The sequence below is a fragment of the Pseudomonas sp. GW823-FHT04A03 genome (assembly GCF_058796615.1).
The window spans coordinates 634092-647382 of sequence record NZ_JBXAIV010000001.1 but is presented as its reverse complement, the minus strand read 5'-3'; the positions used below and the strand labels follow the sequence as shown (position 1 = coordinate 647382).

8 protein-coding genes and 1 tRNA gene are annotated in these 13291 nt (G+C 63.1%); 6 read left to right on the top strand and 3 right to left on the bottom strand.

Features of this window, described 5'->3' with window-relative positions:
• The first annotated feature begins 5 nt into the window (after nucleotides 1-5).
• The 6 genes from AC1Q9F_RS02725 (at nucleotide 6) to AC1Q9F_RS02700 (ending at nucleotide 9825) form a co-directional block, all read left to right on the top strand.
• The gene (locus AC1Q9F_RS02725) at nucleotides 6-1541 is read left to right on the top strand and encodes a TolC family protein (RefSeq protein WP_492619062.1); all 1536 of its coding nucleotides are present in this window, start codon (nucleotides 6-8) and stop codon (nucleotides 1539-1541) included.
• On the top strand, nucleotides 1522-2280 hold the full coding sequence (locus AC1Q9F_RS02720; protein WP_492619063.1) for an efflux RND transporter periplasmic adaptor subunit: 759 nt from the start codon (nucleotides 1522-1524) through the stop codon (nucleotides 2278-2280). Before AC1Q9F_RS02725 ends, AC1Q9F_RS02720 begins: the two co-directional genes overlap by 20 nt.
• On the top strand, nucleotides 2277-3635 hold the full coding sequence (locus tag AC1Q9F_RS02715; RefSeq protein WP_492619064.1) for an efflux RND transporter periplasmic adaptor subunit: 1359 nt from the start codon (nucleotides 2277-2279) through the stop codon (nucleotides 3633-3635). The genes AC1Q9F_RS02720 and AC1Q9F_RS02715 overlap by 4 nt, the downstream gene beginning before the upstream one ends.
• Nucleotides 3635-5731 carry a site-2 protease family protein gene (locus AC1Q9F_RS02710; protein WP_492619065.1) on the top strand — a complete coding sequence of 699 codons (2097 nt, stop codon included), beginning with the start codon at nucleotides 3635-3637 and terminating at the stop codon, nucleotides 5729-5731. The genes AC1Q9F_RS02715 and AC1Q9F_RS02710 overlap by 1 nt, the downstream gene beginning before the upstream one ends.
• An 89-nt stretch (nucleotides 5732-5820) precedes the next feature.
• Nucleotides 5821-8442 (top strand): bifunctional diguanylate cyclase/phosphodiesterase, encoded by a 2622-nt coding sequence (locus AC1Q9F_RS02705; protein WP_492619066.1) that lies wholly within the window; start codon nucleotides 5821-5823, stop codon nucleotides 8440-8442.
• A gap of 99 nt (nucleotides 8443-8541) precedes the next feature.
• Nucleotides 8542-9825 (top strand): OprD family porin, encoded by a 1284-nt coding sequence (locus AC1Q9F_RS02700; protein WP_492619067.1) that lies wholly within the window; start codon nucleotides 8542-8544, stop codon nucleotides 9823-9825.
• Nucleotides 9826-9832: 7 nt separating this feature from the next.
• Here the strand turns inward: AC1Q9F_RS02700 and AC1Q9F_RS02695 are convergent.
• From AC1Q9F_RS02695 to selA, 3 genes are all read right to left on the bottom strand, one after another.
• Nucleotides 9833-9928: transfer RNA gene (locus AC1Q9F_RS02695), tRNA-Sec, on the bottom strand.
• A 6-nt stretch (nucleotides 9929-9934) separates the two neighbouring features.
• Nucleotides 9935-11845: a selenocysteine-specific translation elongation factor gene (gene selB, locus AC1Q9F_RS02690; RefSeq protein ID WP_492619440.1), complete on the bottom strand. Its 1911-nt coding sequence runs from the start codon at nucleotides 11843-11845 to the stop codon at nucleotides 9935-9937.
• Nucleotides 11842-13248 (bottom strand): L-seryl-tRNA(Sec) selenium transferase, encoded by a 1407-nt coding sequence (gene selA / locus AC1Q9F_RS02685; RefSeq protein WP_492619068.1) that lies wholly within the window; start codon nucleotides 13246-13248, stop codon nucleotides 11842-11844. The genes selB and selA overlap by 4 nt, the downstream gene beginning before the upstream one ends.
• Between the last annotated feature and the right edge of the window lie 43 nt (nucleotides 13249-13291).

The following is a 13291-nucleotide window of genomic DNA, read 5'->3' as shown; positions in this document are numbered from 1 at the left end:
TGAACATGCCTAAAACCGCGACCAGGTTTCTCGGTACTGCCATCGCCAGCGCACTGTTGCTCAGTGCCTGCTCGTCCCTGGAGCCCAAGCCCTCCACCGACGAAGAAAACCGCCAGCGCATTCTGGCCGATCAGTCGCGGATGTACTCGGGGCAGGAACCGGTCACCGCGCCGATCACTTTTTACGACGCAGCGGCCCGGGCGCTGAAATACAACCTCGACTACCGCCTCAAACTAATGGAAAGCGCGCTGGCGTCGGACCTGCGCGATGTGTCGAGCCACGAGATGCTCCCCCGGCTGGTGGCCTCGGCCGGGTACGCCGGGCGTAACAACGACTCCGGCGGCACCTCCATCGGCATCGAGGATCGTCAGATCAGCTTGCGCCCATCAACCTCCGAAGAGCGCTATCGCGAGCTGTATGGTCTGGGCCTCAGCTGGAGTTTGCTGGATTTTGGCGTGGCCTATTACCGGACCCAGCAAAAGTCCGATCAGATCCTGATGGCCGAAGAGCGTCGGCGCAAAGTCGCGCAGAACGTCCTGCAGGATGTGCGCAACGCTTACTGGCGAGCCCTCGGCGCGCAGCGGCTGATGCCCGAAGTCGACAAATTGCTGATGCGCACCAACACCGCACTGACATCGGCCCGGGAAGCGGAGAACCGCGGGCTGTTGCCGCGCCAGGAAATCCTCGCCTATCAACGCGCCCTGCTCGACTCGATCTATCTGCTGACCGTGCGCCGCCAGGACCTGGAATTCGCCCAGGCTGAACTGGCGGCGCTGATGTCACTGCCGCCGGGTTCGAAAATGATCCTCGCCGACGGTGCCGAACCGGTCTTGCCGGAAGTACGCCAGAGCATGGCGCAGCTTGAACAGCTGTCCCTCGAGCACCGTCCGGAAATCATGGAAGAGTGGTATCGCAAACGGGTCAACCAGAAAGACCTGGACATCGCCAAGGCGCAACTGTGGCCGAACGTCAGTGTTGATTTCGGCTACAAGTACGACTCCAACAAATACCTCTACAACAACGATTGGATGGGCACCGGCCTGCAGGTCTCGATGAACCTGCTGCGTCTGTTGCAACTGCCGGCGCTCAACGCGGCCGAGAAATCCCAGAGCGAAACCGATGACACCCGGCGTGTGGCGCTGTCCATGGCGATCCTCACGCAAGTGCGCGTCGGCACCCTGCGCTATCAACTGGCGCGCCAGGAAGTCGCGTTTACCGAGGACAGTCTGCGGGTCGACCGCAGCCTGCTGGATTACGCGACAGCGGCCCGGACCGGTGCACTGGGTTCGGAGCTGGAAGTGATCCGTGCCGAAGGTCGTTATCTGCTCTCGCGTTATCAGCGTGAAGCGGCATTTTCCAGCGCCCAGGCCGCCTGGGGCCGGCTGTACAACTCGGTAGGCCTGGACGTGCTGCCCGAAGAAATCGAAAAACATGACGTGAAAACCCTGGCCCGGGAAATCCAGCGCACGTTGAACGAACAGGAGCAGCAACGCCTGCTCGTCACCCAGCAAGGAATGCCGAATGTCCAGACCCGCCCTTGACTCTCGATGGTTGTTATTGATGCTGGCGGTCACTTTGGGCGCGCAGGCCGAGGACGCACCGGTGGAAAGCGCCACGGCGATTCGCGTGTTGCTGGCCGCCGAACTGGAAACCACCCTCTCCAGCCAGATGAACGGGACGCTGGGTGAACTCAAGATCGGGTTCGGCGAACACGTGGCGAAATCCGAGCTGCTGGCACGCTTCAACTGCAACGAAGCCGAAGCTCGCAGCAAAGTCGCGGCCGCAGAGCTGGCCATGGCCAAACAGAACCTGGAGGCCAAAAAGCAACTGCGGCAGCTCAACGCGGTGGGCGACATCGAGGTGTCGATGGCCAATACCGAGGTACAAAAGGCCGACGGTGCCCGCGCCATGGGAGTGGCCCAGAGTGGCTACTGCCAGGTGCAGGCGCCGTTTGCCGGGCGTGTGGCCAAGGTCTACGTCAAGCCCTACCAGACCGTAACGGCCGGCACGCCACTGTTCGATCTGGTGAGCGATGGTGCCTTGAAGGTGCGTCTCAACGTGCCCTCCAATCTGCTGAAAAACCTCAAGCCCGGCCTGCCGTTGCAGGTGAGCATTCATGAGACCGGCAAGACCTACCCGGCCCATGTCAGTGCGATCAACTCGCGGGTTGATGCGGTGGCACAGACGGTTGAACTCGAAGCACGTCTGGATGAGAAATTCCCCGACCTGATGGCCGGCATGAGTGGCACGGCTCGCCTGAGCCCTGATGTTCTGCCATGACCATGAATGAACCGCTGCCCCACTCCCTCCCGCATCCGCAGCTGTTGCTGGAACTCGATGCCCTGCGTGACAAGGCAATGGCCGCCGATTCGCTGAATGCCCTGGCGTTCAGCATGGCCAACGATTGGTACCCGCTGCTGGCATTTCATCAGGCGCTGGTTTTCGCCCGGCACGATTCGTCGCTGGAGCTGCTAAGCGTGTCCGGCCTGTCGCGGCCCAGTGAAGATTCGCCCTATCTTGTCTGGCTGCGACGGGCCAGTCGCTGGGTGGCTTCTCAGCTTCCGGATGGCAACCCGGTCTGGGTGACGCAGGACACCGCCGTCGTGCCTGACGACATCAGCGAAGGCTGGGGCGAATGGTGGCCAACCGGCGTGTGGTGCGTGCCCTTGCATGACCGCGACGACCGGCGTCTGGGCCTGTTACTGCTGTTGCTCGAACAGGAACCGCCCGTGGTGCTGCGCCAGCACCTCGGCGGACTGGTACAGACCTGGGCTTACTGTTGGTCCGCCCTGACCCGGCAAAAACGCTTCGGTCGCTGGCGGCTCAGTCGTCGGCAACTGGTTCTCGGCTTGATCGTGCTGGCTGCCCTGCTGCTGATTCCGGTGCGGCAGACCGCGTTGGCGCCGACGGAAATCGTCTCGCGTCAGGCACAGATCATCAGCTCGCCGATTGATGGCGTGATCGCGCAGATTCAAGTGCGCCCCAATCAGCCGGTCGAAGCAGGCACGCCGCTGTTTTCACTGGACGAAACCACCCTGCGCAGTCGCGCCGACGTGCTTGGCAAGGAAGTCGCGGTCGCCGAGGCCGAGTTGTTGGCGGCCAGTCAGCGGGCGTTCGACAACCCGCAAAGCAAAGGCGAGCTCACCTTGCTCAACGGCCGCGCGCAACAGCGCCGAGCGGAACTGGCGGCCGTGCAGGCCCAGCTCAAGCGCACCGTGGTGCTTTCGCCCCGTGCCGGGGTCGCGGTGTTCAGCGACCCCAACGACTGGCTCGGCAAACCGGTGGTGACCGGTGAACGCATCCTGCAAGTGGCCGACCCCGCGCAGCCGGCCATGCAGATCCAGTTGGCGGTGGCCGATGCAATTGCGCTCGAGCCAGGCGCAGAAGTCACGCTATTCCTGACGGCGTATCCACTGGCCCCGCTCAAGGGCAAGATCCTTGAAACCAGTTATCAGGCACGCCCCAGCGACGAAGGCGTAGTCGCCTATCGATTGCTGGCCAGCATCGACGGCACCCCGGAACACGCCCGCCTCGGTTTGCATGGCACCGCCAAGCTGTACGGTGGCCGGGTGATGCTCGGTTATTACCTGCTGCGCCGACCGCTGGCGACGCTGCGAGCGTGGAGTGGCTGGTAATGCTCGATCCGGCCGACATGCCCCTGCCGCCGCTGCGTGAGGATCTGCGACTGAGCGAAGCCGCCCATGGCAGTGATGGCGAACCGGCGTGGGTGATTCAGGACACCGTCATCAACCGCTTCTACCGGATCGGCTGGCTGGAATTCGAATGCCTGCTGCGCTGGGGACAATCGGCACGGCAAATCTGTGCGCAAATCGCCGAGCGCACCGCGCTCAAGCCGGATGTCGAGCAGGTTCTGGATTTTCGTCAGTTTCTCGAACAGCACCAGTTGCTGCGGGCCGGCCCTGCCGCGCTGGAGCGTTTGCAGGCAAAAAGCGAAGAGAGTACCTGGCTGAGCTGGAACTGGTGGCTGCACCATTACCTGTTTTTCCGCATTCCGCTGCTGCGCCCGCAAGTGCCGTTGCAGCGACTCGCGCGGGCACTGGGCTGGCTGTTTCATCCGATCACCGGCCTGCTGGTACTTGGGTTGAGCCTGTTGGGCATCGTGCTGGTGCTGCAGCAGTGGGACGTCTTCACCCATGCGGTCGTAGAGTCGTTTTCCACCGAAGGCCTGTTCAGCTTTGCCCTGGCCTTGATCGTCGCCAAAACCCTGCATGAACTGGGGCATGCGCTGGTGGCCACACGGCTTGGCCTGCGCGTCGGGCACATGGGCATTGCATTCGTGGTGTTGTGGCCGATGCTCTACACCGATACCGGCGAAAGCTGGAAACTCAGCCGCTCACGCCAGCGGCTGGCCATCGCTTCAGCGGGGATCGTGACCGAATTGTCCCTGGCCGGGCTCTCGACCCTGGGCTGGGCGCTGTGCGATCCGGGCGCCCTGCGCAATGCCTTGCTGTATCTGGCGACCACCAGCTGGTTGTTGTCACTGGCGCTGAACGCCAGCCCGTTCATGCGTTTCGATGGCTACTTCATCCTCTCGGACCTGCTGGACTTCCCCAATCTGCACGAGCGCTCCTCGGCATTGGCGCGGGTGACGCTGCGGCGCAATCTGCTCGGCTTGCAGGAAGACTGGCCGGAATCTTTCCCGACCGGCCAGCGGCGGTTGCTGGTGACCTTTGCCATCGTTACTTGGCTGTATCGGCTGGTGCTGTTTCTGGGGATCGCCTTGGCGGTCTACCTGTTCTTTTTCAAATTGCTGGGGATCATCCTGTTCATGGTCGAACTGTCCTGGTTCATTGCCCTGCCGGTGGTGCGCGAGCTCGGCCATTGGTGGACCCGTCGCGCCGCCATCCCGCGCCTGCGCAAGGTTGTGTTTTATGCCGTGCTTGGTTTGATTCTGGTCGGGCTGGCGATCCCTTGGCGCACGCAAATCGGCGCCGTCGGCGTGGCGCGCGCCGAGCATCAATTGCGGGTGTACGCGCCCTACCCGGCGCGGCTGCAATCGATCCACCCGGCGGGGCCGGTAGAAGCCGGTCAGACGCTGGCCGTGCTGGATGAGCCGGACATCGCCTCGCGCCTGCAAAGCAGCGAAGCCAACGCCCGCAGCTACGAGGCGCGCTTGTCCGGGCTGATTGCCGACCCCGGCGGTCTGGCCGAGGACGCCGCCACCCGCGAACGACTGAACGTGCAATTCGAAGAAGCCCGGGCGGCCCGCTCGGAAATCGCCCGGCTCAACCTGCAAACGCCGTTCGCCGGCGTGTGGCTGGACGTCAATCCTGACTGGAAACCCGGTCAATGGATCAGCCGTCAGGAACCGCTGGGCATACTGGTTGATCCGCGCAGTTGGCAGGTCGACGCCTATGTCGCGCAGGATCAGGTGCACCGCCTGAGCGTCGGCGATCCCGTGCGCTTTTACCCGGACGGCCAGGTCACCCCGATCAGCGGCCGGGTACTGGCCGTCGGCAGCACCCGAGCCAGTCAGCTGTCCCACCGCATGCTCTCGTCGCAGTTTGGCGGGCCGGTACAGACCACCTCACAGGAACATTCGCTGGCCCCGGCGGCTGCACTGTTTCAGGTGCTGATCCAGCTGGACCAGGCCACGCCGAGTCTGCGCGAGACCCGCGGCCATCTGAAAATCGAGGGAGAACGCCGTAGCCTGCTGGGGGACGGGGCCACGTATGTGCTGGCGGTGCTGATGCGCGAGAGTGGGTTTTGACCTGTTCGACATACGTTTCGCACATCTTCTGAACATCCCGAGGCTGGCGATGATCTAGATTGAAGAAGTACCGGATCAAGGACGAGCAAATGGACATCTCCAGCCGTGCGACGTCGTTACCCACCCTGCAGGGCTCTGTCACCCGGCGCCTGGCCATTGCGGTGGGCGCGCTGTTCATTGCCGGAGTAATGGCGGCGACCGCTGCGTTGCTCGGCATTGCCACTCAACTGGATGAGGATGACGTCAACGACGTGCGGTTCTATTCGGCCCGGGCGCTGGAAAACCGGATTACCGCATCCAAGAACTACATCACCAGTTACGCCTACTGGACGACAGCGTATGAACGTTTGAGCGGTACGGTCGACGCGAACTGGGCCTACACCGAGCAGAACATGGGCAAGACGCTGTTTACCAGCGACGGCTATGACGGTCTGTTCGTGCTGGACCGGGAACGCACCAAATATGCCGTCGTTCGCGGGCAAATGCTCGATGCGCAAATGCCCCAGTTCCTTCAGCTTTCGGCGAACAGTCTGGTGGAGCAGGTGCAGAGTCAGCCCGACCTGACCAAGCCCGTCAGTACTTATTCATTGTTCGAAGACTGGCCGGCGCTGGTCACCGCAGCGGCGATCCTTCCCAACGATGAGCGTCCGGTGGGCGATCCACAAAAGACCTCGGTGCTGGTATTCGTCGACAAACTGACACCCACCAAGTTGCGCAAGATCGGCAGCGGGTACGGGCTGAACAATCTGACGCTGGCACCGGACGACAGCATCGACCCGGGCCAGCCCCGCGTCCCGCTGGACAGCACCGGATACAGCCTCATTGCGGATCTTGAACGACCGGGCCTGCATCTGCTGTGGTCGTTATTGCCCACCCTCGGCTCCGCATTGATCGTGTTGATGGCGCTGACGGCCTGGTTCTTTCGCCATGCGTTGCGTTCCTCGCGCTATGTCGATACCAGCTTTGAAGCGATGCAGGCCTCGAATCAGGCACTGCTGGCGTCCAACCGCGCACTGGAAGCCAGCGAGGAGCGTTTCCGGGCGGTGGCCGAAGCGGCGTCCGACTGGATCTGGGAAGTGGATGAAGCGTTGTCCATCACCTATCTGTCGGCCCGGTTCAGTGCAGTCACCGGCTATCCGCAGGCCCAGTGGATCGGGAAACACATCGGACACTTGCTGGTCTGCGACACCACGCCGCTGGATCTGTGGCTGAAGAAACTCGATGACGGGAGCAACGCCAGCGACCTGCGCTGCACCTACCGTGACCGCGAGGGGCAACAGCGCCACTGCCGCCTCTCGGCCAGGCCCATCGTGGAAAGAGCGGCAGTCGTCGGCTATCGCGGCACGGCCAGCGACATCACCGATGAGGTCGCCGCCCATGCGCAGATCCAGCATCTGTCCTTGCATGACGCGCTGACGGGATTGCCCAACCGCAACAAACTGTCGCGCTATCTGGACGACGCTCTGCTGCTCAAGGAACACGCCCCGCCTGTGTCGCTGTTGATGATTGACCTGGACAATTTCAAGCCGATCAACGATTCGCTCGGCCACCCCGCCGGCGACGCTGTTTTGCAAGAGGTTGCCGGCCGACTGCGCGAGTGCACGCGCGACCACGATATCGTCGCCCGCCTGGGAGGTGACGAGTTCGTCGTTGTGCTCTGCGGCATGGACACGCACCAGGAGATCGACAGATTCTGCACACGCCTGATCGGCAGCCTGCATCAGCCCATCCTCTTCGAACAGCAACCATTGCACATCGGCGCCAGTGTCGGTATCGCCCTGAGCCGGCGTCACGGGTACGTCGCCAGTGAGCTGATCCGTTGCGCGGACATTGCGCTGTACCAGGCCAAATCCGAAGGCAAGAACACCTGGTGCTACTTCGAAGCGCACATGAGCGATCAGATCCAGACCCGCCGGCAGATGGAGGACGACCTTCGAAGGGCCCTGACGAACAATGAGTTCGTGCTGCACTACCAACCCCGATACAAGGTCGACGGCAAGGAAATCGTTTCGGTCGAGGCACTGGTGCGCTGGCAGCATCCTGCCAAAGGGTTGCTCGGGCCGGATTTATTCATTCCGCTGGCCGAACAGACAGACCTGATTGTTCCCCTGGGCCGCTGGGTCCTGCGTGAGGCTTGTGAAACGGCACTGACCTGGCCGGCGGACATTCTCCTGTCGGTCAACCTCTCACCTGCGCAGTTTGCGATCAGCGATGTGGTCGAAGATGTACGCGAAGTGCTGGTCGGCACTCGCTTCCCGGCCAGCCGGCTGGAGCTGGAAATCACCGAGAACGTAATGCTCAACGACACGGACGGCGCGTTGACCACCATGAACGCGCTCAAGGAACTGGGCGTGCGGCTGAACATGGATGACTTCGGCACCGGTTATTCCTCCCTTGGCTATCTGCGTGCCTACCCGTTCGACGGTATCAAGATCGACAAACGTTTCATTGCTTCCATCAGCACCGGCGCCAATGATCGGGCGGTGGTGCAGGCCATCATCGGACTGGGTAAAGCGATGGGGCTGACCGTGACCGCCGAAGGCGTCGAAACCGAGGAACAACTGGACATCCTGGGCAAGGATCAATGCAACGAAGTGCAGGGTTATTTCATGAGTCGTCCGATCGACAAAACAGCCTTCGCTCGCCTTTTGCAGGCATCAAGAGCCGCGGCGGTCGATCCTTCCGGGCAGCGAAAAGGCCGGGTGACCTGAGGACGCTGACTCAGCACATCCGCTCAATCGCGGCGCGACGGTTTGCTTCAGTATCCGGCGACTTCCATCACGGCCGGTCACTGACACATGAAAGGTTTCATGCAACCGCGTTTCGCCCTGGCACTGTTGTATTGCGCAATGGCCGACTCGGCATTCGCCAGCGGATTTCTCGACGACGCCAAGACCGAAGTGCTCAGCCGCAATTTCTATCTGAGCAACGACTATCGCTCGCCCTCACCTGCCGGCAAGAACTACAAACAAGAATGGGCTCAAGGCTTTATCGGCTCTTTCGCATCCGGTTTCACCGAAGGAACCGTTGGATTTGGCCTCGATGCCCACGCCTTTTATGGTCTGAAACTCGATGGCGGCAAGGGGCATTCCGGCACGGGACTGTTGCCGGTGGACAGTGACGGCCGTAGCGAAAGCGAATATTCCAGCGCCGGTGGTGCGCTGAAGTTGAAGACTTCGGAAACCACCCTCGCCTTCGGTGAAATGACCGTGGAAACGCCGGTGTTCGACACCTCGGACAAACGCCTGCAACCGGAATACGCCACGGGGTTTCTGCTCGACAGCCGCGAGATCGATAACGCGCGCGTTGTGGCCGGGCGTTTCACGGCGTTCAAGAATCAGGACAGTTCTTCCGGCAAAGGCGACTTTCAGGGCTATGGCGCCAGTACCCAAGGCGAAAGCATCAGTTTCATCGGCACCGACCTGTTCGGCGACAGCCCGGTGGGCGGCTCGCTGTATGCGTCCGATCTGAGCGACACCTGGCGCCAGTACTACGCCAACCTGCATTTCAAACAGTCCGGGCTGTTGCTCGACGCCAACGTCTACCACACCCGCGACACCGGGCAGGCGTTGGCCGGCGACATCGACAACACCGCGTTCAGCCTCTCGGGCAAATACACCTTTGGCGCCCATGCGGTGATGCTCGGCTGGCAACGCATCAATGGCGACACGCCGTTCGACTTTGTCGGTGGCGACTCGATCTACCTGGCCAACTCGATCAAATACGCCGACTTCAACGGCGCCCACGAGCGCTCCTGGCAAGCGCGTTACGACCTGGATCTCGGCGCCTTCGGCATTCCCGGGCTGAACTTCATGACCCGCTACGTCGCCGGCAGCCACATCGACGGCACCCACGCGCCCAAGGGCGGCGCCTATAACCCGTTTGACGTGGACAGCGGGCAATACCAGCCGCAGCAAGGGGACGGCGGCAAACACTGGGAGCGCGACATCGATCTGCGCTACATCGTCCAGTCCGGCGCGGCCAAGGATCTGTCGCTGCAGCTGTCCCACGTTTCGCACCGGGCCAACAGCGCCCAGGCGGGTGATGACATTGACCGGATCTACGTGGTGATTCAGTACCCGTTGGGCTTGTGAGGAAAATTGGCGGAAGGCAGCCGGAGTCGAACCTGCCCGGGAACGGATGCCGTCCCCAACCGGGTTTGAAGCCCGGCCGCGCCACCGGGCGCGATTGCCTTCCTTGAACTCAGTCGGCGCCGGGGTTGGCCAGCGCACTGTCGGTGCGGATTTGCCGGCCTTCGCCGACGCGCCGGGTCAGGCCCAGCCGATCGAAGTATTCGAGGATCTGAATACTGCGCTTGCGTCCCAAGCCTAGCGCATCGCGGAATGCCGTGACTTCGATCTGCGGATTTTCTTCGGCCAGGCGCAGCAGCACCGCCGCCATTTGCCGCAGCGTGATGTCGGTGACAAACAGGTCGCGCACCACTTGATGCATCACGCCAAGGCGCGCCAGTTTGCGCAGCAGCAAACGCACGATCGCGTCTTCCTGACCGACGACTTTCGCCACATCACGTACCCACGGCGGATCGAAACCGGCCTGTTCGAACAATGGCTGCAGCGCCTGCCACAGGGTTTCGTCGTCGGCGCTCAGGCGCACTTGATGGTCGGGCAAATGCAGCCACGGGCCGCTGGCGACCAGCGAGCCGGCACCGAGCAGTTCTTCCAGCAGGCTGATAAAGGTCGCGCGTTCGAGGCTCAAACCGCTGAAACGCCGCAGACGGTCGCGGTCCGGGCCCATCTGATCGGGCTCCAGCTCATGAAAGCGCGCCAATTGCTCCAGCAGGGTGAACTTGAGCATGCCCCAGCGCTGCGCATTGAACAGCACCGGCCCTTGCCGGGTTTCGATCAGGCGGACGTTGTCCGGCAGCGTCCAGCCGTCACGCGGACGATTGAACTGGCGTTCCAGGCGCTGCGGATCGAGGCCGCTTTCGCTGTATTCCAGCAGCGTCGGCAAGGCCTGTTCCAGCTCGGAGCTGATCGCCAGCACACGCAGTTGCGCCAGCCGTTCCGGGCTGCGCCGTTGGCGGGCGGGGGCGAAGGGATCAAGGACGCGCCCGCCACCGAGCGTTCGCTGAGCGCTGGCATCACGCAGGATCAGCGGATCACCGTTGACGCCGTGCACCGGGACGTTCGTTAAGAGTTGCGCAAACATGCGCTCGCCGGGCGCAAGGCTTGAACCCTCCAGCAAGGCGACCCGGGCGATCACGTCCTGCGTCCCCAGATGCAGGTGCACCGGCTGGAAGTGCTCGAAAACCCGCTCGCCCGGCAGCAGCCGGAAATCGATGTCCAGCCGCTGGGTCGGTGCGTGCAGCCATTCGGCGAGTAACCATTGGCCGCGATGGATCTGCCCGAGTTCCAGACGATCCGCGCTGATGTTCAGGGCCACGCGCTGGCCGGCGAAGGCTTGTTCGGCGGCTTGATTCTGCGCATGCAGTCCCCTGACCCGCACAGTTTTGCCCGTCGGGCCGAGGCTGAGCTTGTCACCCACGGCGACCGAGCCCGAAAGCGCCGTCCCCGTTACCACGATACCGGCGCCGGCGACACTGAACGCCCGGTCGATGGCCAGGCGAAATCCGCCTTCGCGACTGCGTTCTTCGCCTTCTATTTGCAGCAACGCCTCGCGCAGCGCGTCGACGCCTTCGCCCGTCACGCTGGAAACCGTCAACAGCGGCGCCCCGGCATACGGCCCTGGCGTAAGCAGACCTTCAACCTGTCGGCGAACCTCTTCCACCCTGCCCGCCTCGACCCGGTCGCACTTGGTGATCGCCACCAGCGCCCGTGGAATACCCAGCAGCTCGACAATCGCCAGATGCTCGCGGGTCTGCGGCATCACGCCGTCATCCGCCGCCACCACCAGCAACACCAGATCGATGCCCTGCGCGCCGGCGAGCATGTTGTGGGTGAATTTCTCGTGGCCCGGTACGTCGATGAAACCGGTCAGCCCGGCGCCGGGCGCCAGTTCTGCGTACAGATAACCGAGGTCGATGGTCATCCCTCGCTCACGTTCCTGCGGGCGTCGGTCACCGGTCTGCCCGGTCAGCGCCTCGAGCAGTGACGTCTTGCCGTGGTCGATGTGCCCTGCCGTGCCGACGATCACGTTTGCAACTGCCCGAGTTGCGCCTGCCACGCCGGTTCATCGTCGAGTTGCCGCAGATCCAGCCACAACGCGTCGTCATCGATCCGCCCGAGCACCGGGATCGGCAAGGCGCGCAACGCGGCTTCCAGATTCAGCAGACAACGTCCGCGCAGGCGTTTCGATACCTGCGGGCGCAGGCACAGCGCTGCGCTTGGCAGGCGCGCCACCGGTTGGCTGCCGCTGCCGATCATGCCCAACGCGGGCTCTGCCGTGACGGTCCAGCCCTCGCCCAGCAGTTTGGCCAAGGCCGGTTGCAGGCGTTCGGCCTGGGTCAGAATCTCTGTTTGTGGGCGGGTCAGCAGACGCAGGCTCGGCAAACGTTCGGCCAGACGATCCGGGTCGCGATAGAGACCGAGCACTGCTTCGAGTGCGGCCAGGGTCAGTTTGTCGACCCGCAATGCGCGTTTCAGCGGGTTCTTCTTGATCTTCGCGATCAGGTCCTTGCGCCCGACAATCACCCCCGCTTGGGGCCCGCCGAGCAATTTGTCGCCGCTGAAGGTGACGATGTCGGCGCCATCGAGCAGCGCCTGACGCACCGTCGGTTCCGCCGGCAGGCCCCAGCGGGTCAGATCCAGCAGGCTGCCGCTGCCAAGATCTTCCAGCAGCGGCAGATCATGCCGATGGGCCAACGCCGCCAGTTCGGAGGTCGGCACCCGGGCGGTGAAGCCTTCGATGCTGTAGTTGCTCGCGTGCACGCGCATGATCAGGCCGCTGCGTGGGCCGATCGCCGCTTCGTAATCGCGGGCATGGGTGCGGTTGGTGGTGCCGACCTCGTGCAGGCGCACGCCGGCGCGGCTCATGATGTCGGGGATGCGGAACGCGCCGCCGATCTCGATCAGTTCGCCCCGGGAAATGATGCCTTCCTTGCGCGCGCCGAGGCTGTTGAGGGTCAGCAGCACGGCGGCGGCATTGTTGTTGACCACGGTCACGGCTTCGGCGCCGGTCAGCTCGCGAATCAGGCCTTCGATCAGATCATCGCGATCACCGCGCTTGCCGCTGGCCAGATCGAATTCCAGATTCAGGGGATAGCGCGCCGCGAGTTGCACGGCTTCGATGGCTTCTTCGGGCAACAGGGCCCGGCCGAGGTTGGTGTGCAGCACGGTGCCGGTCAGGTTGAACACCCGGCGCACCTGGCTGCGCTGCTTCAATGCCAGACGTTCGGCGACCCTTCCGGCCAGCGCTTCAGGGCTGATTTCAACGGCGGTCAATTGCCCCGCCACCACGGCTTCGCGCAAGTCATCCAGTAACTGGCGAAACCCCGTCAACAGGGCCTCACGCCCGTAACGCTCGGCCAATGGCTGGCACGCGGGGTGGCGCAACAGGCTGTCAATCGACGGTAACCGCAGGGCAACACTCACGGACATCAGGCACTCCCGAAATCGAAATACGCCTGATGATGTTAGACCA